Source organism: Bradyrhizobium liaoningense (assembly GCF_018130955.1).
Lineage (GTDB): Bacteria > Pseudomonadota > Alphaproteobacteria > Rhizobiales > Xanthobacteraceae > Bradyrhizobium > Bradyrhizobium liaoningense_C.
This window is the reverse complement of sequence record NZ_JAFCJM010000008.1, coordinates 80,667-104,482: the sequence shown is the minus strand read 5'-3', so window position 1 is coordinate 104,482 and position 23,816 is coordinate 80,667. Positions and strand designations below refer to the sequence as shown.

General features: G+C 65.0%; 18 protein-coding genes. 6 read left to right on the top strand and 12 right to left on the bottom strand.

The genetic code is table 11. The features are described from left to right. Positions 1 to 10: 10 nt before the first annotated feature. On the top strand, positions 11 to 997 hold the full coding sequence (locus tag JQ632_RS09275) for a fumarylacetoacetate hydrolase family protein (protein ID WP_212401993.1): 987 nt from the start codon (positions 11 to 13) through the stop codon (positions 995 to 997). Between the two features lie 159 nt (positions 998 to 1,156). Here the strand turns inward: JQ632_RS09275 and JQ632_RS09270 are convergent, their stop codons facing one another. Together JQ632_RS09270 and JQ632_RS09265 are read right to left on the bottom strand one after the other, a co-directional pair. Continuing rightward, positions 1,157 to 2,839 (bottom strand): tannase/feruloyl esterase family alpha/beta hydrolase, encoded by a 1,683-nt coding sequence (locus tag JQ632_RS09270; protein ID WP_312015588.1) that lies wholly within the window; start codon positions 2,837 to 2,839, stop codon positions 1,157 to 1,159. A gap of 248 nt (positions 2,840 to 3,087) precedes the next feature. Next, positions 3,088 to 4,944: a feruloyl-CoA synthase gene (locus JQ632_RS09265; RefSeq protein ID WP_212401992.1), complete on the bottom strand. Its 1,857-nt coding sequence runs from the start codon at positions 4,942 to 4,944 to the stop codon at positions 3,088 to 3,090. Positions 4,945 to 5,099: 155 nt separating this feature from the next. Between JQ632_RS09265 and JQ632_RS40030 the strand changes: the two genes are divergently transcribed. Both JQ632_RS40030 and atzF read left to right on the top strand, forming a co-directional pair. Next, positions 5,100 to 5,609 (top strand): MarR family winged helix-turn-helix transcriptional regulator, encoded by a 510-nt coding sequence (locus JQ632_RS40030; protein WP_212401991.1) that lies wholly within the window; start codon positions 5,100 to 5,102, stop codon positions 5,607 to 5,609. A gap of 207 nt (positions 5,610 to 5,816) precedes the next feature. Next, positions 5,817 to 7,625 carry an allophanate hydrolase gene (gene atzF, locus JQ632_RS09255; protein ID WP_212401990.1) on the top strand — a complete coding sequence of 603 codons (1,809 nt, stop codon included), beginning with the start codon at positions 5,817 to 5,819 and terminating at the stop codon, positions 7,623 to 7,625. Between the two features lie 139 nt (positions 7,626 to 7,764). On the opposite strand, the gene JQ632_RS09250 is transcribed toward atzF, so the two are convergent. From JQ632_RS09250 to ugpB, 10 genes are all read right to left on the bottom strand, one after another. Next, entirely contained in the window at positions 7,765 to 8,487 is a 723-nt protein-coding gene (locus JQ632_RS09250; protein ID WP_212401989.1) for a GntR family transcriptional regulator, read from the bottom strand. Next, positions 8,484 to 8,894 (bottom strand): oxalurate catabolism protein HpxZ, encoded by a 411-nt coding sequence (hpxZ, locus tag JQ632_RS09245; protein ID WP_212401988.1) that lies wholly within the window; start codon positions 8,892 to 8,894, stop codon positions 8,484 to 8,486. Before hpxZ ends, JQ632_RS09250 begins: the two co-directional genes overlap by 4 nt. 1 nt (position 8,895) lies before the next feature. After that, the gene (locus JQ632_RS09240; protein ID WP_212401987.1) at positions 8,896 to 10,293 is read right to left on the bottom strand and encodes an AtzE family amidohydrolase; all 1,398 of its coding nucleotides are present in this window, start codon (positions 10,291 to 10,293) and stop codon (positions 8,896 to 8,898) included. 7 nt (positions 10,294 to 10,300) lie between these two features. Continuing rightward, positions 10,301 to 10,480 (bottom strand): DUF4089 domain-containing protein, encoded by a 180-nt coding sequence (locus tag JQ632_RS09235; RefSeq protein ID WP_212401986.1) that lies wholly within the window; start codon positions 10,478 to 10,480, stop codon positions 10,301 to 10,303. Positions 10,481 to 10,577: 97 nt separating this feature from the next. Then, positions 10,578 to 12,428: an ABC transporter ATP-binding protein gene (locus JQ632_RS09230; RefSeq protein ID WP_212401985.1), complete on the bottom strand. Its 1,851-nt coding sequence runs from the start codon at positions 12,426 to 12,428 to the stop codon at positions 10,578 to 10,580. After that, the gene (locus JQ632_RS09225; RefSeq protein WP_212401984.1) at positions 12,428 to 13,327 is read right to left on the bottom strand and encodes an ABC transporter permease; all 900 of its coding nucleotides are present in this window, start codon (positions 13,325 to 13,327) and stop codon (positions 12,428 to 12,430) included. The genes JQ632_RS09230 and JQ632_RS09225 overlap by 1 nt, the downstream gene beginning before the upstream one ends. A gap of 10 nt (positions 13,328 to 13,337) precedes the next feature. Further along, on the bottom strand, positions 13,338 to 14,351 hold the full coding sequence (locus JQ632_RS09220; RefSeq protein WP_212401983.1) for an ABC transporter permease: 1,014 nt from the start codon (positions 14,349 to 14,351) through the stop codon (positions 13,338 to 13,340). Positions 14,352 to 14,647: 296 nt separating this feature from the next. After that, positions 14,648 to 16,270 (bottom strand): ABC transporter substrate-binding protein, encoded by a 1,623-nt coding sequence (locus tag JQ632_RS09215; protein WP_212401982.1) that lies wholly within the window; start codon positions 16,268 to 16,270, stop codon positions 14,648 to 14,650. 244 nt (positions 16,271 to 16,514) lie between these two features. After that, the gene (locus JQ632_RS09210) at positions 16,515 to 17,459 is read right to left on the bottom strand and encodes a phosphotransferase (RefSeq protein ID WP_212401981.1); all 945 of its coding nucleotides are present in this window, start codon (positions 17,457 to 17,459) and stop codon (positions 16,515 to 16,517) included. After that, positions 17,460 to 18,788, bottom strand: a complete 1,329-nt coding sequence (ugpB, locus tag JQ632_RS09205; protein WP_212401980.1) for a sn-glycerol-3-phosphate ABC transporter substrate-binding protein UgpB — start codon at positions 18,786 to 18,788, stop codon at positions 17,460 to 17,462. A 217-nt stretch (positions 18,789 to 19,005) separates the two neighbouring features. On the opposite strand from ugpB, the gene JQ632_RS09200 reads away from it, so the two are divergent. From JQ632_RS09200 to JQ632_RS09190, 3 genes are read left to right on the top strand one after another with little or no spacing between them, the layout of a single operon-like run. Then, positions 19,006 to 20,010, top strand: a complete 1,005-nt coding sequence (locus JQ632_RS09200) for a TRAP transporter substrate-binding protein (RefSeq protein ID WP_212401979.1) — start codon at positions 19,006 to 19,008, stop codon at positions 20,008 to 20,010. 54 nt (positions 20,011 to 20,064) lie between these two features. Further along, positions 20,065 to 22,095 carry an ATP-binding protein gene (locus JQ632_RS09195; RefSeq protein ID WP_212402092.1) on the top strand — a complete coding sequence of 677 codons (2,031 nt, stop codon included), beginning with the start codon at positions 20,065 to 20,067 and terminating at the stop codon, positions 22,093 to 22,095. Further along, positions 22,065 to 23,813 carry a DUF3369 domain-containing protein gene (locus tag JQ632_RS09190; protein ID WP_212401978.1) on the top strand — a complete coding sequence of 583 codons (1,749 nt, stop codon included), beginning with the start codon at positions 22,065 to 22,067 and terminating at the stop codon, positions 23,811 to 23,813. The genes JQ632_RS09195 and JQ632_RS09190 overlap by 31 nt, the downstream gene beginning before the upstream one ends. Positions 23,814 to 23,816 lie beyond the last annotated feature (3 nt).

Here is a 23,816-nt window from a genome sequence, read left to right as displayed (position 1 = left end):
GGGAGCCTCCATGAAGCTTGCGACATTCAACCTGCGTGGCGGGCCGGCCAGGCCGGGCGCAGTCATCGACACTGCCGAAGGACGGAGGGTGCTAGACCTCGAGGCCGCGGCGAAACGAGCCGGCCTGGCCGATGTCGTCGGCGGCAGTCTGCTGCAATTGATCGAGGCGGGAGAGGCAGCGCTTGACGCCGCGCGTCGGGTGATCGAGGACCGCGCGGCGGACGAAGACATATCCTACCCGCTGGACCGTATCAGGCTGCTGGCTCCGATACCTGAGCCGCCGCAGATGCGCGACTTCTCCGTCTTTGCCGGGCACATCCGCGCCGCTCCGGCAGGCATGGCCCGCATCGCCATGCGCAGGGGCGTGGCAAGTGCAGCGCCCACCCAGCCGCTCGACGACGTGCCGGAAGTCTATCGGGAGCGGCCGATCTACTACATCACCAACCGCTTCAGCGTGTCCGGCCACGACGAAAAAGTGCTTTGGCCGCCATACAGCGAGTTGATGGATTTCGAGCTCGAGTTTGGCATCTTCCTGTCGAAGGACGGATGCGACATCGCGCCGGGAAAGGCGCATGCGCACATCTTCGGCTACACGATCTACAATGATTTCTCCGCCCGCGATGCGCAGTTCGAGGAAATGCGGGGCATGCTGGGCCCCGCAAAAGGCAAGAGCTTCGATGCAGGCAATGCAATCGGCCCCTGGATCGTCACCGCCGACGAAATTCCCGATCCCTACAGTCTTGCGATGCGCGCACGGGTCAACGGCGAAATCTGGACCGATACGAGCAGCAGCGGCATGCTGCACTCCTTCGAAGACATGATCGCCTACGTATCGCGCAGCGAGACGCTGCGGGCAGGCGAATTCATGGGCTCGGGTACCGTCGGAGGCGGCTGCGGCCTCGAGCTCGATCGCTGGCTGAAGCACGGCGACACCGTCGAGCTCGAGGTCGAGAAGATCGGCAAGCTGCGCAATCAGGTTCTCCGCAGGGGAGCCTGACCTGCAGCGCTCCCTTGTGGGAGAAGGTGATGCAGGAGCGCCCTCACCCGACATTCATGCTGCGCATGAATGTCGGCCTCTCCCCGCATCCGCCTTCGCTAAAGCTTCGGCGGACAAGAGCGGGGCGAGGTGACGAGGGATATCGCGTCTGGTGCCGCTCTACGGCACCTTGCAGACAAAGTTCGCAGCATCCTCGCTATCGCCTTGCCCGGAATAAGCGGCATAGGCCGGATACGGACACAGCGGCCGCGTGCGGTTCGGGCTCCAGGAGGCCGGGACTTCCTTGTTCGCGGGATTGGCGGAGACGATGATGCGCTCGGGCGCCTTGCCCTTCTCCACCCATTCGGTCAGCGCGGTGAGCGCATCGAACTTGTCGAGCGCCACGCCACCACCGCAGTGAGTTTCGCCGGGAATCGTGAACAGGCGCGCGACGCTGGCGGCATGACCTTGCAGGTTCTTGTCCAGTCGGCCGTACCAGCGGATGGTGTCGTTGGCCGAGAACACGGGATCGGCCTGGCCGTGATAGATCAGCATCTTGCCGCCAGTCTTTTGCAGCCCTGCAAGTTTGGGATCGTCGACGTCAGGCGGGGTCATGAAGTCCATCGACGATTCCGTGAATGTGGCGTCCTTGGCAAAGATTTTTGGCGCGTCCTTGTCGAAATCATACGCCTTCAGGGCATCGATCAGCTTGTCTGTGTTGCCCTCCACCGCGACCGGCGGTGTCGAGAAGATGTAGTTCAGCGACGCCGCACCCATGGTGGCGATGATCGGATAATTGTTCCAGGGCGCGACCGGGCTCTCGACCTTCCAGGCGCGCCAGTTGCCGGTGCCGATGCCGCCATCGAGCGGCCAGTCGGAATAGAGCGCTTCGCCCTTTGAGTTCTTCGGCCCGGCCAGGCTTTGCTTCAGCGCGTCCACCTTGGCTTGAGGCAGGCACGCATTGGTCTGACCGGGTGCACAGGTCAGACTCTTGAGGTCGAATGCCCTCTGACAAGCGGCGAGATTCGCAGTCAGGCCGTCCTTGACGCCGTCGAGCGCATCGCAGGCTTCCGTGATGCGAGAGGCAATGAGCTGGGCATCCTCTTTGGTGATCGATTTGCGCAGGTCGGGATCGGCTTTGAGAAAAGCCTGCACATCCCAGGCATGCTGGATCGCGGCGCGCGGCAGGTCGAAGCCGGGATTGCCGACGAGGAATCCATCATAGTTCTCGGGCATGCGCGAGGCCGCGACCATCGCGTGACGTCCGCCGTTCGAGCAGCCGGCCATGTAGGAGCGATCAGGCTTGCGGCCATAATGCAGGGCAATGATCGTCTTGGCGACGGGCGACAGCGTCATGTCGGCGGCGTAACCGTAGTCGCGCCGCGCCTGCGGATCGAGACCGAAGGCTGCGCCCGCGGTCAGGCCCAGCGACTTGTTCGCGGGATCGGAGCCGGAATGCCCGCTGTCGGACGACAGCACGGCAAAGCCGCGCGCCAACGGCACCGTCCCACCCGAGGCAAAGCCGTCCGGCTTGTCGCCCAGCGCAGGCACGACGACGCCGTCGTTGCCGCCGTTCACCTGGTGCAGGAAGCGGCCGTTCCAGTCGGCCGGAAGGCGAAGCTCAAACTGGATGGCGTAGGATTTTCCGTCCGCGCCGGTGCGCCGGTTGGCGAGCCCCGTCACGATGCAATGCTTGGGCAGACCGTTGGCGGCTTCTTGCGCCTTTGATCCCGTAATCTCGACGCCGGAGATGGCGAGCGAAGCTGATGTGACCGGCGAGCAGGCCTCGCCATCGGCGCGGACGAGCGCGGTGGATCCAAGAAGGGCAGCCAGCGTGACTGCCGATACCAAGCCAGACCTCACGACGGCCTCCCTCAATTGATTATATTTTATAATTATTACTCGCATTCCCCATTTTTGCAAGCAATTCTGACGAGCGAATTCTTCCCTTCTCCCCTTGTGGGAGAAGGTGGCGCGAAGCGCCGGATGAGGGGTTCTATCCGTGAATCACGCTGCAAGAGAATCGCTCGCGGAGAGAGACCCCTCACCCGACTTCGATGCTACGCATCGAAGCCACCCTCTCTCACAAGGGGAGAGGGCAAGAATCGCGCTTAGGCGCAGCCGATCCACTCGGCCGACGCATCATCGTTGAGCTTCGCCACCGCGTCGGCACGTCGCGTCAGCACGGCGCGCTGGTTGATGTAGCCCTTGTCGGTGATCTCGCCGCCGTCGACCGACGGCGGCTCGGCGAGCAGCAACGCGCGCGTGGCGTGGCCGGAGGAGTTGCTGCCTTGCGCTTTCAGCTTTGCCAGTCCCTCCGCGATGGCGCTCCTGACCTTGTCATGACCGATCACCTCGTTCACACCAGTGCTCTCCGGCAGACCGGCAAGCGCGCGGCAGGCGGGGATGTTCGGGATCACCAAGAAGCGCACTTCGTCGCCGCCATGGCCGGCCACGACGATGTCCTGCGCCAGCGGGGCGAGCGCTGCGATGCCGGCGACGCGCAGCGTGCCGACGCTGACCCAGGTACCGGAGTTGAGCTTGAAATCTTCGGCGACGCGACCGTCGAAGAACAGGCCGCGCTCGGGACGCTTCTCGTCGGCGAATTTCACGGCATCGCCAATCAGGTAAAAGCCTTCTTCGTCGAACGCCTGCTTCGTCAACTCGGGCGCCTTCCAGTAGCCCGGCGTGACGTTGGGGCCGCGCACGCGCACCTCCAGCTTGTCGCCGGACGTCACGAGCTTCAATTCAGTGCCGGGGATCGGCACGCCGATATTGCCGGAGCGCTCGGCCTGGAAATGGCAATCGGTCGCAAGCGGCGAGGTCTCGGTCGAGCCCCAGGCCGAGACCATCGGCAGCGCGCGGCCGACGGTCTTGAGCGAGAGCTCCTGGAGCGCGTCCCAAAGATTTTGCGGCAGCGCGGCGGCGGCATAGAAGACGAAACTGACCTCGCCGCAGAAACGGCGGCACAGCTCCTCGTCACTGCGTAGCGCGGCGATCAGCATGTCAAAGCCGCGCGGCACGTTGAAATAGACCGTCGGCATCACGCTCTTGAGATTCGCAAGCGAGGTCGCAAACAGGCCGGGTGCCGGCTTGCCGGCGTCGATATAGAGCGAGCCGCCATTGCGCAGCACGAGGTTGAAATTGTGATTGGCGCCAAAGGTGTGGCTCCAGGGCAGCCAGTCCAGGATCACGAGATCGTCGCCGCCAGCGTCCAGGAAGGTCCAGGTCTGCGCCTTGGCCTCCTGGCTCGAGGTCAGCATGCGCTGGGTGTTGATCACGGCTTTTGGCGTGCCGGTCGAACCCGAGGTGAACAGGAATTTTGCGATCGTGTCAGGCGTTATCGCGGCGAAGGCTTTTGCGACGTCTGGCGATTCAGGTGTTGCGGAGATGGCGCTGAAGGCCAGTGCCTCCTCGTCGGCGGGATTTCCGGAGACCACGACCGCCGTGTGCAGCGGCTTGATCGCGGCGAGCGCGTTCGCGAACGGCTTTGTTGCGGTGACGTAGATTGCGCCGGGCTCGAGCAGGGAGATCATGCTCTTGAGCTTGTCGAAATCCTTGGACATCAGCGAATAGGCCGGCGAGATCGCGGCCGAGGGCACGCCGACATGCTGGGCGGCGAGCGCGAACAGCGCGTGGTCGACGCTGTTGTCGGAGAGGATCACGAGCGGACGCTGCGCGTTCAGCCCCTGCGCCAGGATCCAGGAGGCGGCGGAACGCACCTGCCGGAGCGCCTGCGCGTAGGTGACGGTGCTCCAGGCCGCGTCGACATTGGCACGCTCGGCGAGAAAAATCTTATCCGGCGATTGCCGCGCCCAACGCTCCAGCCAGTCGCCGATGCAACGCGCGCTGCCGCGCAAGGGCTCGGTCGACCGCAGCACGATGCTGCCGTCGGCGCGATGCTCGGCGACGGTTTTGGGCGTTGCGAACAGGCTGGACGCGTCACCGCGGGGGGCGGCCAAGGTCATGGGTTCCTCCTCGCCCGCCTCAGGCGGGATCGACCGCAGCCTCGTTCCGGGCTGCTTCGGCCATAATGTTGAGCACAGCAATTGTTGTCGTCAACAACAATCTTTTCCAAAACCTCGTCTGGCGCTACAAGGCTTCCCGAGGGTGGAGACAGACCGTGACAGAAAGCGCAAGTCGAACCGAAACGCCGAAGGCCGCTTCCGGCAAGCGCACGGATCGCGCGAGAGCGCGTCCGAACGACGCGGACGGGATCGGCCTCGATGCGCTGGTCGGCCACGCCGGCTATGCGGTGCGGCGCTTCCAGATCTGGATTTTCCAGGATTTTGTCCGGACGCTTGCCGCCGTCGACATCAAGCCCACCCAATATTCCGTCATGACCGTGATCGGCGCCAATCCGGGCCTGACCCAGATGGCGGTGGCCAACCGCCTCGGCATCGAGCGGGCGCGGCTGGTGCATCTGCTCGACAGCCTCGAAGGCCGCAAGCTCGTCAAGCGGATCAAGTCGAAATCCGACCGCCGCTCCCACGCGCTGCACCTGACCGCGCAGGGCGAGACGTCGCTGGCGAAGTTCAAGCGGCTCGCCACCGAGCACGAGCGCCATGTGGAGGAGAAGATCGGCCGCGAGAACCGGGAGAAGCTGCTGCAGATTCTCTCCGACTTCACCTGATGGGTGCCGGCGCCGCTCCTGCTCAAATTTTGAGCAGATGCACGCCAGAGAGCGTTACCCTCGCACCGCCGCCGCTCGTCGCATCTTCGCTTAAGCGTATGATCTGACGACTATATCCGGAGCGTAGGATCTGCCCGGATAATGTACACAATGGCACATCGCTTGCTTCATAGCGGGTGAAGATTTGTCGCCGGAGTTTTTCACACCATGGGGGCCGACCAGCCTGAGACGGTAGCCGCAATCGTCGCCGCGCATCGCGCGGGTGCGACCACGCCGGCCGAGACGATCGCGCGGACCTATCAGCGCATCCGCGACGCCAACGATCCCGCCATCTTCATCAGCCTGCGCGAGGAAAAGGATGCGATCGCGGAGGCCGAAAAACTCGCTGCGCGAAAGGATGCCGCCGAGTTGCCGCTCTACGGCGTGCCGGTCGCGGTGAAGGACAATATCGACGCGCTGGGTTTTCCAACCACGGCCGCCTGCCCCGCCTTCTCCTACACGCCGACGCACGACTCCACGGCGGTGGCGCGGCTGCGCGCCGCCGGCGCCATCATCATCGGCAAGACCAATCTCGACCAGTTCGCGACCGGCCTCGTCGGCGTGCGCTCGCCCTATGGCATTCCCAAGAATCCGATCCGCGAGGATCTCATTCCCGGCGGATCGAGCTCGGGTTCGGCGACATCAGTCGCAGCGGGCCTGGTGCCGCTGTCGCTCGGCACCGACACCGCCGGCAGCGGCCGCGTGCCGGCGATGCTCAACAACATCGTCGGCCTGAAGCCGAGCCTCGGCATGATCTCGACCGCGGGCCTGGTGCCGGCCTGCCGCACGCTCGACTGCATCTCCGTGTTTGCGCTGACGGTCGACGATGCCGCACTCGCGCTCTCTGTCATGGCCGGACCGGATCAGGCAGATCCGTTCTCGCGCGACCGGCCGCTTGGCCCGCTCACGCCGTTCCCGGCCAAAATCCGCCTCGGCGTGCCACGCAACGGGCAACTGATCTTCTTCGGCGACAAGAAATCGGAAGCCGCCTATGGCGAGGCCCTGAAGTGCTGGACGTCGCTCGGCGTGGAACTGGTCGAGTTCGACCTCGAGCCGTTTTATGAGACCGCCCGGCTGCTCTACGAGGGGCCGTGGGTGGCCGAGCGCTATCTCGTGATCCGCAATCTGCTGGCGTCAGCGCCCGACTCGATTCACGCGGTGACGCGCGAGATCACAGCCGCCGGCGCGCGGCTCACCGCGGCCGAAACCTTCTCGGCGCTGTATCGGTTGCAAGGACTGCGCAAAATCGCCGAGCGCACCTTTGCCAATGTCGACGCGCTGGTGCTGCCGACGGCACCGACGGTCTACTCGACCGCGCAGGTGCTCGCCAATCCGATTGAGCTCAACAGCCGGCTCGGCACTTATACCAATTTTGTCAATCTGCTCGACCTCTGCGGACTGGCGCTGCCGGCGTCGATGCGGTCCGACGGCGCACCTTTCGGCATCACGCTGCTCGCGCCCGCCGGCCGCGATGCCATGCTGGCGAGCATCGGGCGTGTGTTTCACGCCGACACCAAACTGCCGGTCGGGGCCAAGGGCACCGCCCAGCCGCCGCTTGCGGCGCTGCCTGCAAATGGCGGCGACGAGATTTCAATCGCAGTCGTCGGCGCGCATCTCTCCGGCATGGCGCTGAACCATGAATTGAAAGCGCTGAACGGCAAGCTGATCGAGGCGACGAAGACTGCCGCGGACTACAAGCTTTATGCGCTGCAAACGACGCCGCCAAAACCGGGCATGCTGCGCGTCGAGGCCGGCCAGGGCTCGTCCATCGAGCTGGAGATCTGGTCGCTGTCGTCGTCCGCCTTCGGCAAATTCGTCAACGCGATCCCGCCGCCGATGGCGATCGGCACGATCCGGCTCGCCGACGGCCGCGGCGTGAAGGGTTTTCTCGTCGAGCCGGAGGCACTCAACGGCGCACGCGATATCACGGCGTATGGCGGCTGGCGAAAGTATATGGCGGAAGGGGTGACGGCGTAGCTCTATCAACGTCGTCATTCCGGGGCGCGCGAAGCGCGAGCCCGGAATCCATACTCCCGATCGTGGTTATGGATTCCGAGCCTGCGTGCTTCGCACGCATCCCGGAATGACAACGGAGTTTATTGGCGAGCCGCCTGCCCTACACCGACACCGCGTAAATCTCATACTCCCCGCGCACCAGCTCGATATGCGCGCGCATCGCGGCTGCGGCGCCCTGCTTGTCGCCGCGCATGATGGCGACCACCACGCGGTCATGCTCGGCCTGCGATTTGGCGAGGCGGCCGAGATTGCGGAACTGGGCGCGGCGGAAGGGTTGCACGCGGACGCGGGTCGCCAGCGTGATCTCGGCGATGTAGCCGTTTTGCGAGCCGGCATAGATCGCGTTGTGAAAGCGCTCGTTGACTTCGTGGAACCGCTCGGGGTTGCCGGTGTAGCTGAGTACGCGGAGCTCTTCGTGAATGGCCTCCAGGCCGTGGCGCTCGGCGGCCGACATGCGCTCGGCGGCGAGGCCGGCGCAGAGCGCCTCGAGCTCGGCCATCGCCTCGAACATGCTGGTGAGACGCTCGATCGAAGGCTGCGCCACGACGGCGCCGCGATGGGCGCGCGCCTCAACCAAGCCGCTCGCGACGAGCTGGCGCAGCGCTTCGCGCACCGGCGTGCGGGAGACGTTGAAGCGGCGCGCAATGTCGGTCTCGTCGAGTGCTGAGCCGGGCGGCAGCGTGCCGCGCACGATCTCGTCGGCGAGCTGCAGGCGAAGCTCCTCGGCGCGCGTGACCTTCTGCACGCTAGGTTGCGGGCGATCGACGCGCGGCACCACCGGTTCGGCCGGGAGCGCTCCGGGCGGGAGATCGTCAAGCGTCATGCCTTGTCTTCCTTGAGCTCGTCCTTGGGCTCGTCGATGATGCTGACGTGAGCAGCGACCACGCGCCAGCCCTCGGGGAAGCGCACCCAGGTCTGCATCTGCCGGCCCACTTTACCGGGCATGGTGTCGCGATAGAACAGCGTGGAGGCGACCGCAGTGTCGCGTCCATAGGCGGTGATGACCGTCTTCGTGGTGCGGCGATTCAGCCCGACCGGCGAGCGCGCGGCGCGAAAGCCGGAGATCGCCTCATAGCCGTAGAGGTTCTCGCCGATGCCGTAGCGCAGCGTACGCGGATCGTTGCGGAAGAGCTCGCCGAGCACGGCGACGTCGTTGCCGACCAGCGCCTTCTCGTAGCGCTGGAACGCGGCCGTGACGTCCGCGAGCACGTCGGGGAGATCGATCTCCATCTCAAAATCCTCTCGGTGCGGGCGCGACGGCGACGCCCATGCGCTCGAGCGCGGCGGCCACGCGGAGCGCGATGTCCTCGCCCCAGGGCGCGGCGATGATCTGCACGCCGATCGGCATCGGCTCGAGCGGCACCGGCACGGCGACCACGGGCAGGCCGATGAAGGAGATCGGCTGGGTGTGGATGCCGATATTGGCGCGCACCGGCAATTCGACGCCGTCGAGCTTGAAGGTGACCTGGCCGAGTTTTGGCGCGATGCAGGGCGTTGCGGGTGCGATCAACACGTCGACCGACTTGAAAAGTTCGGCGACTTGCGTGCGATACCAGCGGCGGAATTTTTGCGCGCGGTCGACCATCGGCGCCGGCACCATGGCACCCGCGATCAGCCGGTCACGCACCGCCGGATCGAAATCATTCGGGCGCTTGCGCAGGCGATCGAGATGCAGCGAGGCACCTTCGGTCGTGGAGATGACATAGGCCGCGGCACGGGCGCGCGCGGCTTCGGGGATTTCCACGACGCGCGTTGCATCGAGCGCCTTGGCCACGCGGCTGACGGCTTCGACGGCTTCCGGAAACACGTTCTTCTGGAAGTACCCACCGGCAATGGCGATGCGCAGGTCCGAAACCGGATTGGCGAGCAGCGGCGTCGTCGGCTCCAGACCACGTGTGGTGGTGCAGGCGGCATCGTCCGCGTCCGGCCCCTGCATCGCGTCATAGGCGAGCGCGAGATCGGCGACCGAGCGCGCGAAGGGGCCGAGGTGATCAAAGCTTGCGACGAACGGGAACGAGCGCGCGCGCGACAGCCGGCCATAGGTCGGCTTGAGGCCGAAGATGCCGCAGAACGAGGACGGCACGCGGATCGAGCCGTTGGTGTCGGAACCCAGCGCGATCGGCACCAGCGCGCCGCCGACGGCGCTGCCGGACCCGCCGGAGGAGCCGCCGCTCATCCGCGTCGTGTCGTGCGGATTGCGCGAGGGACCGTCATGGACGTTCTCGCCGGTGAAGTCGTAGGCGTATTCGCCCATGTTGAGCGCGCCGACCAGCACGGCGCCGGCCGCTTCCATTCGCTCGATCAGCGTGGCGTCGCGCGCAGCAGGCGGCAGGTCGCGATTGATCTTCGAGCCGGCCCGCGTCGGCAGGCCCGCGACATCAAAGAGGTTCTTCACCGCAAAGGGCACGCCGGCGAGCGGGCCGACTTTCTTGCCGGCGGCGATGTCGGCATCGATAGCGCGCGCCTTGGCGCGGGCGCGATCGGCGGTGACGTCGGTGAAGGAATTGAGGACAGTGTCGTGCGCCTTGATGCGCGCGAGTGCTGCTTCGATGGCATCGAGCGCCGACATCTTGCCGGCGGCGACTGCCTTGGCGATATCAGCGGCTGTCAATTCTGGCCTCCTCGTCATGGCAGCATCAAGCGGTGAACACGGGCGCCGGCTCGGTCTCATCCGGCAGCGCGAATTCGTCGACGAGGCGGGCGAGCCTTAGCGACACTTCGAGGTTGGCACGAATGGCGGGGCGCCAGGCCTCCTCGACCGGCAGCGCGAGCGCTTTCGCGACAGCGTCGATATAGTCATCCAGCGGTTCGGCCATCACTCTCTCTATTGCGCTCTTCTTGCAATCGCGGCTTCGATTCTCGTTTGAGCATGATCTTGTCGGAAAACCGCTACACGCTTTTCCGGATCATGCTCTAGTGCGCCGGCAACGGCGGATGCGGAATCGCCGTCAACAGCTCCTTGGTGTAGTCGTCCTGCGGATCGCTGAGGACCCTTTCGGAAGAGCCTTCCTCCACGATTCGCCCCGTCCGCATCACAATGACACGATCGCACAGCAAGCGCACCACATTCAAATCATGCGAGACAAACAGATAGCTCATACCGAGCCGCTGCTTCAGGTCCTGGAGCAGGTTCAGCACCACGGCCTGGACCGAGACGTCGAGCGCGGCGGTCGGCTCATCCAGGATGACGAGTTTTGGGTGCAGCGCGATGGCGCGCGCAATACCGACGCGAGCCTTCTGGCCGCCTGACAATTGGTGCGGGAAGCGATCGAGCAGGTTGAGGGGCAGCCCGACCATAGCAGCGAGTTCCTCGCAGCGGGCCCGCAACGCGTCGCGCCCCTTGATGTCGCCGAGTTGCATGATCGGGTCGGCGATGGCGCGGGCCGCGGTGAAGCGCGGGTTGAGGCTGTCGGTCGGGTCCTGGAACACCATCTGGATCCGGCTGCGCAGCGGCAGCCTGGCGAATGCGTTCGGCATGATGCTGCCGATCTCCTCGCCGTCGAACTGAATGCGGCCCGAGGTCTGATCCAGCAGGCGCATCACCATCATCGACGTGGTCGATTTGCCGCAGCCGGACTCACCGACCAGGCCAACGCTCTCGCCATGGCCGATCGAGAAGCTGATGCCGTCGACCGCGCGGAACACGTCCGGCTCGACCGGCGGCTTGCGGCCGAACAGCTTTCCGAGCAGGGCGGTCGCGCCCTGGCGGGGATATTCCTTGACCAGCTTGTCGATGAGGAGAAGCGGCTTCTCCCTCTCCCCACTTGCGCTGCCCGTCTCCCTCTCCCCGCTCTTCGTGGGGTGAGGGGCTGCCTCCGCAAGCTCGACTCGTGGAGGCTCCCCCTCACCCGCCACGCTCTGGCGCGCAAGTGCGCTGCCGAGCGTGTCGGCCTCTCCCCGCAAGCGGGGAGAGGCGAAGGAAGCGGCCATACCCGCCTCTTCTTCCGGCAACAGATCGCGCAAGGACACGCCGAGCCGCGGCGTCGCGCGCATCAGCTTCTTTGTGTAGGGGTGCTGCGGGTTGGCGAAGATATCGGCGGCCTTGGCGGTCTCGACGACCCTGCCCTTCTCCATCACCACGACGCGGTCGCAATAGGCGGCGGCAAGGCCGAGGTCGTGCGTGATCAAGATCGTCGACATCGCGCGGCGTTTTGTCAGTTCGACGATCAGGTCCATCACCGCCTTCTGCGTGGTGACGTCCAATCCCGTTGTCGGCTCGTCCGCGATCAGAAGCTGCGGATTGCAGGCGAGCGCCAGCGCGATGACGACGCGCTGGCACATGCCACCGGACAGTTCGAAGGGATAGGCGTGGTAGCGCTCGCGCGGGCGGGCGATCTTAACCTGCTCCAGCGCCTCGATCGCCTTCTCGCCGCGATCGGCGACCTGCGCCTGCTGCACGTGGGTGCGCAGCACGTCCTCGATCTGGTCGCCCACTTTCCGGATCGGGTTCAGCGCGGCGCGCGGGTTCTGAAAGATCATCGAGACTTCGCGGCCGCGCAAATCGCGCATCTGGTCTTCGGTCGCGGCCTTGACGTCGATGCCGGAGAACATCACCGAGCCCTCGGCGATCTTGCCGGCGCGGTCGAGGATGCGCATCACGGCATAGGACGTCACCGACTTGCCGGAACCGGACTCGCCGACGATCGCGAGCGTCTCGCCCTTGGCGACGGAGATGTCGACGTGCTGCACCGCCTTGACGATGCCGCGGCGGGTGGTGAATTCGACGGTGAGATCCTTGACGTCGAGCAGCGGCTGGGCGGTCATCACGTCCTCCGCTGCGGGTCGACGATGTCGCGCAGGCCGTCGCCGAGGAGATTGAAGCAGAACACGGCGATCATCAGTGCAAGGCCGGGGAACAGCGCAATCCACCATTCGCCTGACACCATGAAGCCCGCTCCTTCCGCGACCATGATGCCCCACTCCGCCGTCGGCGGGCGGACGCCGAGGCCGATGAAGGAGAGGCCGGCGGCGTTGAGGATGGCGTAACCCATGGTCAGCGACATCTGCACGATCATGATCGGCATGATGTTCGGCAGGATGTGCACGAGCAGGATGCGGAACTCGCCATTGCCCGAGAGCCGCGCCGCCTGCACGAAGCCGGCGTTGCGGCGGACATTGGCCTCCGCACGCGCGACGCGGGCGTAGAGCGGAAAATTCACGATTGCCGTGGCGAGGATGATGTTCTGCACGGTGTTGCCGAGCGCGGCGACGATGCCCATCGCCAGCACGAACAGCGGAAAGGCCATGATGGTGTCGGCGATGCGGCCGACGATGCGGTCGGTCCAGCCGCCAAAATAGCCGGCCGCGATGCCGGCGAGCCCGCCCATCAAGAACACCAGCACGACCGAGGCGATGGCGATGAAGAAGTCGAGCCGGGTGGCGACGATGACGCGGCTGAAAATGTCGCGGCCCAGTTGATCGGTGCCGAACCAGTGTGCGGCCGATGGCGGTTTTAGCGCGGCCGCGGTGTCCGAGGTCAACGGATCGTAGGGCACGACATAGGGGCCGAACAGCGCTGCGAAGACGATGATCAGCAGCAGGCCGAAGGCAAAGCCGGTGACCTTGTTCTCACCGAGCACATAGCGGGTTTGTTCGAGGATCGCGACGAGTCCCGAAGTGCGCGCGGGCCCGACGGGTTCAACAGCAGGCGCAACAGAGCTCATAGTCCCACCCCTACCCTTCCAACCGCACGCGCGGATCGATCACGCCATAGAGAATGTCGATGATCAGATTGAGCAGCACGTACATGACCGCCATGGTCAGCACGAAACCCTGCACCGGCGCGAAGTCCGAGGAGATCAGCGCCTCCACCGCGTAGGAGCCGATGCCGGGCCAGGCGAACACTTTTTCCACCAGCACGTTGGCCCCGAGCAGGAACGAGAACACCATGCTGAGCGTGGTGATGACCGGCAGCATGGCGTTGCGGAAGGCATAGGTGACGATCACGGTCGCCGGCGACAGGCCGCTGGCGCGCGCGGTACGGACGAATTCGGAGGCGAGCACCGCGAGCATTGAGGCGCGCGTCATGCGCGCGATCGGTGCCAGCGAAAAGATCGCAAGCGTGGTCGCGGGCAGGATGAGTTGACTGAACGCCGAGCGCCACGCCTCGAAATCGCGCGCGATCAGCGTGTCGATGAGATAGAAGCCGGTCACCGTCGGCGGCGCGCTGTAGAACACGTCGAGCCGCCCGAGCGGCGCCGGCGACCAGCCGAGCCGGAAATAGAAGACGTAGACCAGCACCAAACCCGTGAAGAATACCGGCAGCGAGACGCCCGCCGTCGTAGTGATGCGACAGAGATGGTCGATCCACGATGCCGGCCGCGTCGCGGCCAGCACGCCGAGCGGGATGGCGATGACGATCGAAACGATGAGGCCGAGCAGCGTCAGCTCGGCGGAGGCCGGCAGGCGGTTGCGGATCTCGGTCGCGACCGGCTGTCCCGTCGTGAGCGAGTTGCCGAAATCACCATGCGCGAGATCGTTGGTGTAGCGGAAGAACTGCTCGATCAGCGGCTTGTCGAGGCCGAGTTTTTTCCGGATCTGCTCGACTGCCTCCTTGGTCGCGGCGGGCCCGGCGAAATAGGCCGCGGGATCACCGGGCAGCGCGCGCGTCAGCAGGAAGGTGACAATGACGACCCCGATCAGCGACGGGATCGCGAACATCAGGCGCTTGCCGATCATGGTGAGCATGGGATGGGACTCCTTCGCAACGCTCGCGGCTCTCGTTCCGCTGCGTTCCCTCCTCCCATGCAATCGCATATGGATTTCACGAGGATGGTCTGTGGGCTTGTTTCGCCTCTCCCGCTTGCGGGAGAGGCCGACGCGCTCGCAGAGCGCGGCGGGTGAGGGCTCTCGCCACGCAGGGACATCCTCCACAATCCCTCGCTATCCCGACGCGGAGACACCCTCTCCCCAACCCTCTCCCGCAAGCGGGAGAGGGAGCCCAGTGCCGATGCCGATGTGTCGTAGACCATCAGCAAGCCCCCTCACCCCTTTGCCATCGCGCGGTAGTCGAGGCGGCGGTGGAACCAGTATTGGTAGCCGGTGACGTTCTTCTGCATCGCGACGTTGACGAAGGGCTGATACAGCGGAATGCGCGGCACGTCCGCGAAGGCGAGATCGACAAAGCCCTTCACGTCGGCCTCATAGGCCGCCTTGTCGCCGGTGGCGGCGGCCGTGCGCGCGCCGTCGATGAACTTGTCCATCTCGGCCGACTTGTAGCTCATGGTGTTGAAGACGGAATTGTTGCCGTGATAGCACCAGTAGAAGAAGTATTCGGGGTAATCGAGCCAGCCCGAGAACACGTTGGTGAACAGCGGCATCTCCTTCTTGTTCAGCTCGGTGCGCCAGTTGGCGCCGGGCACCTTGTTGATGGTGGTCTTGATGCCGAGTTGCGCGAGGCTCTCCTGCACCAGCACGCAGAGCGGCTCGTTGACGCCGGCAAAATTGAGGTCGAAGGAGATCGTTGTCTCAAAGCCGTTGGCGTAGCCGGCTTCCGCCAGCAATGCCTTGGCCTTCTCCATGTCGGTGAAATATTTGGTCGGCTGCGGCCAGGCCACGTCGGTGGCCTTGTCTTTCGCCGCGCCGAACATGGGATTGCCGAGGCCGAACAGCACCGCGTCCATGATCTTCTGGTACGGCATCGCATAGGCCATCGCCTGCCGTACCTTGGGATTGTCGAACGGCGGCTTGGTCACGTTCATGCCGATATACTGGATGCCGTTGGAGAACGGCAGCGACACGACGTTGAGCTTGCCGTTCGCCTTCATCTCCTGGAAATCCTTGAACGGCAGCTCGTAGGAGATGTCGGCATCGCCGCGCTCCAGCAGCGCGCGGCGGTTGCCGGCCTGCGGCACCATGCGCCAGATCACGCGCTTGATTTTTGGCAATGGACCGCCGACCCAGTCCTCGTTGCGCTCCATGATCACTTCGGTGCCGGCGGTCCACTTCGTCACCTTGTAGGCGCCGGAGCCCGCGGTCTGCTGTTTTGTGAATTCGAGGCCCCACGGATCCTTTTCGCTGGCATTCTTCTTCACCAGCTCGGAGTTGACGATGCAGGGCACGATGACCGCGAGATCGGGAATCGTGAGACGATCCTTCTTCAGGAAGTCGACGCGCACCGTGGAGTCGTCGACCACCACGAACTGCTCGGTCTTGGTCAGCGAGCCCGCGGACATCTGGAAGGTCGGGAAGCCGCCGACGCTGACCGCGCGGTCGAGCGACCATTTGACGTCCTTCGCCGTGACCGGCGCGCCGTCGTGGAATTTCGCGTTCTTCTTCAGCTTGAAGGTGACCGACATGTCGTCGATCTTGATGTCGTCGGCGAGCTCGCCCTTGAACTTGTCGCGGTCGTAATAGGGCACCCCGCCGGGGCCGCTCTTCATCTCATGGCTGATCAGGCGGTCGTAGCAATTCCAGGACACCTCATAGCCGGGCACGTTGGTGCCGACGCCATGGATGTCGAGATTGTTGGGGCCGCCTTCGGAGACGATCAGCAACGTCTCGGAGCGGGCATCGGCCTTGGCCGACGAGATCACGGAGGGCGCAGCCGGCAGCACCGCCCCGGCAGCCAATCCAGACACGGATTTCAGGAAATCGCGGCGCTTCATGGCAATGCTCCAACGCAAAGGTTTTTGGTTGGAACAGGATTCGCAAGGTTCGTGCCAAAGGCTAACGGAACCTTAAATCGACCGTAACGCGATGATTCTACTATAATTTATTTCGCAACCCGGCGCACAAGCGGGCAATCGGCCACCGCGCAATTGCATACAAACGGTGAGTTTTGCTCGAAAAATAGGCTGAAAATCTAGGCGCTTTCGGTTTGAGCAGAGCGACACTGCCGCGACGAACCGCTCAGTCCGGCCAGATCAGCTCCTGCAACTGCACGAGGTCGTCCGCCTTCTCCTGCCAGTCGGCGATGCAGATGTGCCTCACCGGGTCGCTGGCGTGGTGCAGCAACATCAACGCCATCAGCCGACGCTTGAGCGTGAAGGTCACGTCCGTTGGCGCGTAGCCAAAACCCTCGAACAAGCGGCGCATCCGCCCCGGCCGCCCCGCGGCCATGAAGGCGCTGGGGCCGAGCAGATCGTAGTCGCGCCATCCAGCCCGCACGTCTCCGAAATCGAACAGGCCCGCGACCGACCATTCGTCGTTGCGGCAGGCGAGCAGAAAGTTTTCAGGAATGTATTCGCCGGTCAGGATGACGGCTGGCGAATCCATCGGAATGAGCTCTGCCGCGTCGCGCAGGAGATCGTCGAGCCCGGCGAGGAATTTTGGCGCAAGGCCAAGACGCGTGTGCCGCGCCTTGCAGCCCTGCATCTGCCTGCGCATGAACTCGCCCCAGCGCGGCTCGATCTGCGCGAGCGGTCCAAGAGGCGCGCGCTGCACGGCGGCGATGGTCTCGCCGATCTGGCGCAGCAGGCGCTCCTTCTGCTCTTCCGGCAGTGAGGGCCAGATCTCCGCGCCGAGCGTGCCGGCAAGGCGCGTGATGATGAGATAAGGCCAGCCGTCACGTTCGCCTTCCGCGACGATCTCGGGAATCGGCAAATGAAGGCGGCCGGCAAGCTGCGTCAGCGAACCGCGCTCGGAGAGGAATTGCGCGCGCAGCAGCGGCGGAAATATTTTCAGGATCAGGCGATCGTCGAGCCCGACGACGAGATTGGTGCCGGTCGAGAACGTCTGCGGCGCGCTGCACCGACAGCCGTGGCCGCGCGCGATGTCGATCGCCGTGGCAAGCCACGCCGACGGTTCGGAGCGCCAGACCCGAAAACTCTCGTAATCCGCGAAGGCCGGCAGCATCTAGCGGTCGGGGCTCGCCTTCTCGAACTGCCGCAGCAGCTTGTTGCCGCGCTCCACGGCCGCGTCGAGCGCGGCCTGCGCCGGCTTCTGGCCGGCAAAGGCCTGCTCCAGCTCGTCCTCGATCGAACCGCGGATGAGCACGAAGGAGCCGAGCCGGAAGCCTCTGGAATTCTCCGTCGGCGGATGCAGCGCAATCTCCTCGAAGGAGATCGCGGTGCCCGGATTGCGATCGTAAAAGCCCTGCGCGCGTGTCAGCTCGAAGGCAGCGCGGGTGACCGGCAGATAGCCGGTGTTCTGGTGCCAGGCGGCCTGCACGCCCGGCTGGGACAGATAGGCGAAGAACTTTGCCACGCCCTTGTATTCGTCGCGGGGACGGTCGCGGAGCACCCACAGCGTGGCGCCGCCGATGATCGAGTTCTGCGGCGCGCCCTGCACGTCAGGCCAATAGGGCATCATGCCGTAGCCGACGTCGAACTTCGAATTGGCCTTGATATCGGCGCGCGTCGCCGAGGAGCCGATGAAGATGCCGCATTCGCCGTTCTGGAAGCGCGGCTCGGCGGTTTGCCCGCGGCCGCTATAGTCGAACACCTTGTCCTTCTGCCATTGTGCGAGCTGCGAGATGTGGCGCACCACTGTCGGGTTGTTGACGGTCAGCTCGGCGTCGAGGCCGGCAAAGCCGTTGGTCCGGGTCGCCAGCGGCATGTTGTGGTACGCGGAAAAATTCTCGACATGTATCCAGGACGGCCAGGACGTGGTGAAGCCGCACGGCGCCCCGCGCTCGCGCAGGCGCTTGGCCGCGGTGCCGAGCTCGGGCCAGGTTTTTGGCGGCTTGTCCGGATCGAGACCGGCGTCGCGGAACATGGACTTGTTGTAGTACAGGATCGGCGTCGAGGCGTTGAACGGAAACGACAGCATGTTGCCGGAAGCGTCCGCATAATAGCCGGACACCGCGGGCAGATAGGCTGATGGCGAGAACGGCTCGTTCTGGTCCCGCATCAGCTCGAACACCGGATAGATCGCGCCCTTGGCCGCGGTCATGGTCGCGGTCGCGACCTCGTTGACCTGGACGATCGCCGGCTGGCCGCGGGACCGGAAGGCGAAGATCGCAGCCGTCACCGTCTCGGTGTAGCTGCCCTTGTAGCTCGGCACGATCCGGTAGTCGGACTGCGAGGCGTTGAAGTCGGTGGCAAGCTTTTCCAGTTGCCGGCCGAGCTCGCCGGACATCGCGTGCCACCACATGATGTCGGTCGCGGCCTGCGCCGGAGCGGCCAGGGTCAATGCCGCGGCGGCGGCCGCGATTTGCAGGAGGCGCCATGGTGAATTCGGCATCGGTCTTTCCGTGTCGCCCCGAGCGGCGACGTTTGTTCCTGCTTACGGCGCGGCCTCTTTCGTTTCAATTGGGAATAAGTCCGAGCCGCAACGCACAATCGGGGCGGCCTCTAATCCCGTGTCGGGCCCTGTGGCGGGATAGTTTTCCCTTTACCTTCTGCTAGATTGGCTTGAACCTTTTCTTCCCGCCATAGACTCCATCACTGAGGGGTTGAGTGTGCCTGTGTTGAGCCGTGCCGAACGACCGCGGACCGGAGTGTTTGTCGTCGCCCTTTGCGTCGCGATCTCCTCGCTGGCCGCGACGGGTGTTTTGGCGCGCGAATTCCGCGCCGCCGATACCCAGACCGAGGGTTATCCCACCGTCCAGGCACTGCGCTACATGGGCAGCCTGATCGCGGAGCGGACCGGCGGCCGCCACCAGATCAAGGTGTTTCACTCGCGTCAGCTCGGCGAAGAAAAGGAGACGATCGAGCAGACCCGGGCCGGCGCGATCGACCTCAACCGGACCAATGTGGCACTGATCGGCAATTTCGTGCCGGCGATGAATGTGCTCGCCATGCCGTTCCTGTTCCGGTCCATCGAACATATGCAGAAGGTGCTGGACGGACCGGTCGGCACCGAGATCCTCGGCAGCTTCGAGCCCTTTGGCTTCGTCGGGCTCGCCTTCTACGATTCCGGCGCGCGCTCGATCTACAACGGCGTCCGCCCGGTGAAGACCATCGCCGACCTCAGGGGATTGCGGATCCGGGTGCAGCAATCGGAGTTGATGAGCGAGATGATCCGCTCGCTCGGCGCCGAGCCGGTCGAATTGCCCTATGGGCAGGTGCTCACCGGGCTCGCGACCCATCTGATCGACGGCGCGGAAAACAACTGGCCTTCTTTCGTGACGACAGACCATTACAAATATGCCGGCTACTACACCCTGACCGAGCACACGATGAGCCCGGAGGTGCTGGTGATGTCGCTGAAGGCCTGGCGGAGCCTGTCGGCCGAGGACCAGAAGGTCTTCAGGGAGGCGGCGCAGCGCTCCAGCCAGTTCATGCGCGAGAAATGGCGCGATCTCGAGGAGCAGTCGCAGCGCAAGGCGGAAGCCGCCGGCGTCACGCTGATCCGCGACATCGACCGCAAGCCGTTCGAGGACGCCATGGCCGGGATCTACGGCAAGGCGCAGCGCAATCCCGACGCTGCCGCCCTGATCGAACGCATTCGCAAGGTGGAGTGACGCGCTTTGGTCGAGCCCGCACATAGCGAGCTGACGGAAAGGCTGCCCGGCCCGATCGGGCGGCTGCGCGCGCGCATCGTCGGCCTGCTCAGGGCCGTGCCGATCCGCTGGCGCATCCTGTCGATCGCTGCGCTCAACTCCGCCGTCGTCATCGTGCTGGTGGCGATGATCTGGAACGGCGCGCAGGTGCTCGGCACGGCCTGGGACGACGTCCGGCAGGTCCGCGAGTCCGACAAGATCCTGGCACTGCTCGAAAGCGAGACCGGCCGCCTGCAGAACCTGATCCACCGCTACATCAACCAGCCGAGCCCGGACCTGTTCGCCGAAATCCTGCTGCTGCGCGAGGCGGTGCTGGGCACGCTGACCAACCGCGCCGCCAAGGACCCGGTGCTGGCCGGCTCGGTCGAGGAGCTCGAGCGCACCACCGAGCGCTTCCTCAACGGTTTTGGCGAACTGCGCTTCGTCCAGGCCACCATCGCCAAGACCTATGAAGAGCAGGTGCTGGGGCCGGCCAAGGACATGGCCGGGCTCTACTCCATCATCGAAGGCGCGACCGGCCATCGCGACGCGCTGATCTGGCCGTCGCTCGGGAAATCGCGCGAAGCCTTCACCGCGATGCTGGTCGCTGCCAATTCGTACTACCTGTCGCTGTCCTCCGCCTCCGCCGAGGACGCCCGCCGCAATGCCGAGACGATCGAGAAGACGATTCCCGTCATGCTCGACCTCGCCGACAACGACCTGCAGCGCATGGCGCTGCATAAGCTCTCCACCCGCACCACCGCGATGCGCGAGGGCTTTGCAAAACTTTCCGAGCAGCTTGCGAGCCGCACCGACTTGCTGCGCAACACGATCGACGCCAGCCAGGCGGAGGCGATCGGCGCCATCGACGAGCTATCGACAAAGATGCGCCAGCGCGAGCAGAAGGCGCAGGAAACCTTCGACCGGACGCTGGCCGACATCTCGCGGCGCGTGCTGTCGATCGCAGTGATCTTCCTCGGCATCATCCTCACCGTCGGCGTGCTGATCGCGCTGTCGATCCGGCTGCCGCTGCAGCAGATCATGAGCGCGATGCGGGCGATCACGATGGGCGACCTCGACCGCGAGGTGCAGGGCGTCAAGGCGCGCGACGAGGTCGGCGCCATGGCGCGCGCGGTGGAGGTTTTCCGCGAGAACGCGGTCGCCAAGCGCCAGACCGAGGACGAGCTGCGGGCGTCCAAGGAAAAGGCCGAGAGCGCCCTGCTCGAGCTCAACGCCGCGCAGCAGAATTTGATCGACGCCGAGCGGCTCGCGGCCCTCGGCGGCCTCGTCGCCGGCGTCGCGCACGAGGTCAACAACCCCATCGGCATCAGCCTGACGGTGGCCTCCAGTCTCGCCCGCCGCAGCGAGATCTTCGAGGCACAGTTGAAGGGTGACGGCGGCCTGCGCCGCTCGCAGCTCGAGGAGTTCGTGCAGTCCTCGCGCGACGCATCGCAGCAACTGGTGGCCAATTTGCAGCGCGCCGGCGAGCTGATCCAGTCCTTCAAGCAGGTCGCGGTCGACCGCTCGCATGCCGAACGGCGGCAATTCTCGCTGAGCGAAGCCACCGACCAGATCATCGCGAGCTTAAGGCCCGTGCTGAAACGCTCGCCGATCACGCTCCAGGTCGACGTGCCGGAGGGCCTGCTGCTCGACGGCTATCCGGGCTCCTATGGCCAGATCCTGACCAACCTCTTCCTCAACGCCGCCAACCACGCCTTCGCCGGCGGGCGCGCCGGCACGATCTCGATCTCGGCGCGGCCCCGCGGGGTCGACGACATCGAGATCATCTTCGCCGACGACGGCGCCGGCATGACGCCGGACGTGCAGCGGCAGGCCTTTGACCCTTTCTTTACCACCCGGCGCAATGAAGGCGGCACGGGCCTGGGTCTTCATATCGTCTATAATCTGGTAACCCAGCAGCTCGGCGGGCGGATGATGCTGGAATCCAAGCTGGGACAAGGCACCACTTTTCGCATTATCATGCCGCGGGTCGCCAAGGGCGGCTCTGAAAGCACAGAGATCGACGGGACTTCTCAATGGCCGAACAGGACGATGTCCTCCACCTGATCGACGACACCGGTGCCGCGTCGGAGGATTCGACTGCGCGGAAATGGAAAATCGCCGTCATCGACGACGATCCGGCCGTCCATGACGGCACCCGCTTTGCGCTGTCCGACTATGTGTTGAACGGCCAGAGCCTGGAGATCCTTTCGGCCTATTCCGCCGCCGAAGGCCGCAAGCTGATGCGCGAGCATCGCGATATTGCCGCCGTGCTGCTCGACGTCATCATGGAGACCGACGTCGCGGGTCTCGAGCTCGTCGAGTTCATCCGCAACGAGCTCCAGAACGAGACCGTCCGCATCATCCTGCGCACCGGACAGCCGGGCCAGGCGCCGGAACGCCGCGTGATCGTCCAGTACGACATCAACGACTACAAGGCGAAGACCGAGCTCACCGCCGACAAGCTGTTCACCTCGCTCACCGCGGCGCTGCGCTCCTACCAGCAGCTCGAGCGCATGGTGCAGACGCGGCGCGGGCTCGAGATCATCATCGACGCCGCCTCGACGCTCTACGACTTCAAGTCGATGCAGCGGCTGGCCGAGGGCGTCCTGACCCAGCTCGCCTCGCTGCTCAACGTCGACTGCGCCGGGATTCTGGTGCTGCGCGACAATGGCAGCACGGCGAACGCGGAACTGTCCGTGCTGGCCGGCTCTGGCTGCTACAGTCGCTTCATCGGCACGACGTCCTCGAAAGCGCTCGACCCCGATCTGCGCGAGCTCGTCGAAGCCGCCTTCCAGCGCCGCAAGAACGAATTCGCCGACCATCGCAGCGTGATCTATTTGCGCACCGGCTCCGGCCGCGAGGTCGTGGTGCTGCTGCAGGCCGAGCGCGATTTGTCCGAGACCGACCGCGCGCTGGTCGAGATCTTTTCCAGCCGGCTCTCGATCGCCTTCGACAACGTCATCCTCTATCAGCAGCTCCAGGACGCCAATACGCAACTGGAAGACCGCGTCGCGCAGCGCACCCGCGCGCTGATGCAGGCCAACCGCCGCCTCTCGGCACAATGGCTGCGCCTGCAACGCGCCAACGGCTTCAAGAACGAGATTTTGGGCACGGTCGCGCATGACCTCAAAAATCCGCTCGGCGTCATCCTCGGCCGCACCGAGATGCTGAAGGAGCTGATCTCGACCGGTGCCTCCGAAGGCGGCGTCACCGCCCAGGTCGACCACATCCGCGACGCCACCAAGCGCCTGACCACGATGGTCGATCATTTGATCTCGGACGCGATGGCCGATGCCTTCGACATCACCATCCGCCGCGAGCCGGTCGACGTTGCAGCCCTGGTGCAGGAGGTTGCGGACGCCAACCAGCCGCTCGCGGTCAACAAGCAGCAGACCATCTCGGTGACGGCGCCGCCCAATATCGTCACCATGTGCGACACCGACCGCATCCGCGAAGCGATCGACAATCTGATCAGCAACGCCATCAAATACTCACCGATGGGCGGCAAGATCGTCGTCGCGGTCACGCATGAGGACAGCGACACCGTCGTTCGCGTCAGCGACGAGGGCGCGGGCCTGTCGCCCGAGGATCTCGGCCGCCTGTTCGGCCGGTTCCAGCGTCTGTCGGCAAAACCGACCGCGGGGGAGAGCTCGACAGGCCTTGGGCTTTCCATCGTCAAGCGTATTATCGACATGCATGGCGGCGAGGTGACCGCCGAAAGCGAGGGCCCCGGCAGGGGCTCGACCTTCACGATCACCCTGCCCGCGACCGACGTGCCCTAGTCT

Excerpts from the sequence above, each read along its gene's own strand:
- JQ632_RS09275 (WP_212401993.1), top strand. The coding sequence starts at position 11 with ATGAAGCTTGCGACATTCAACCTGCGTGGCGGGCCGGCCAGGCCGGGC.
- JQ632_RS09265 (WP_212401992.1), bottom strand. The coding sequence starts at position 4,944 with ATGACCTTGGCCGCCCCCCGCGGTGACGCGTCCAGCCTGTTCGCAACG.
- atzF (WP_212401990.1), top strand. The coding sequence starts at position 5,817 with ATGGGGGCCGACCAGCCTGAGACGGTAGCCGCAATCGTCGCCGCGCAT.
- JQ632_RS09250 (WP_212401989.1), bottom strand. The coding sequence starts at position 8,487 with ATGACGCTTGACGATCTCCCGCCCGGAGCGCTCCCGGCCGAACCGGTG.
- hpxZ (WP_212401988.1), bottom strand. The coding sequence starts at position 8,894 with ATGGAGATCGATCTCCCCGACGTGCTCGCGGACGTCACGGCCGCGTTC.
- JQ632_RS09240 (WP_212401987.1), bottom strand. The coding sequence starts at position 10,293 with ATGACGAGGAGGCCAGAATTGACAGCCGCTGATATCGCCAAGGCAGTC.
- JQ632_RS09235 (WP_212401986.1), bottom strand. The coding sequence starts at position 10,480 with ATGGCCGAACCGCTGGATGACTATATCGACGCTGTCGCGAAAGCGCTC.
- JQ632_RS09230 (WP_212401985.1), bottom strand. The coding sequence starts at position 12,428 with ATGACCGCCCAGCCGCTGCTCGACGTCAAGGATCTCACCGTCGAATTC.
- JQ632_RS09225 (WP_212401984.1), bottom strand. The coding sequence starts at position 13,327 with ATGAGCTCTGTTGCGCCTGCTGTTGAACCCGTCGGGCCCGCGCGCACT.
- JQ632_RS09220 (WP_212401983.1), bottom strand. The coding sequence starts at position 14,351 with ATGCTCACCATGATCGGCAAGCGCCTGATGTTCGCGATCCCGTCGCTG.
- JQ632_RS09215 (WP_212401982.1), bottom strand. The coding sequence starts at position 16,270 with ATGAAGCGCCGCGATTTCCTGAAATCCGTGTCTGGATTGGCTGCCGGG.
- JQ632_RS09210 (WP_212401981.1), bottom strand. The coding sequence starts at position 17,459 with ATGCTGCCGGCCTTCGCGGATTACGAGAGTTTTCGGGTCTGGCGCTCC.
- ugpB (WP_212401980.1), bottom strand. The coding sequence starts at position 18,788 with ATGCCGAATTCACCATGGCGCCTCCTGCAAATCGCGGCCGCCGCCGCG.
- JQ632_RS09190 (WP_212401978.1), top strand. The coding sequence starts at position 22,065 with ATGGCCGAACAGGACGATGTCCTCCACCTGATCGACGACACCGGTGCC.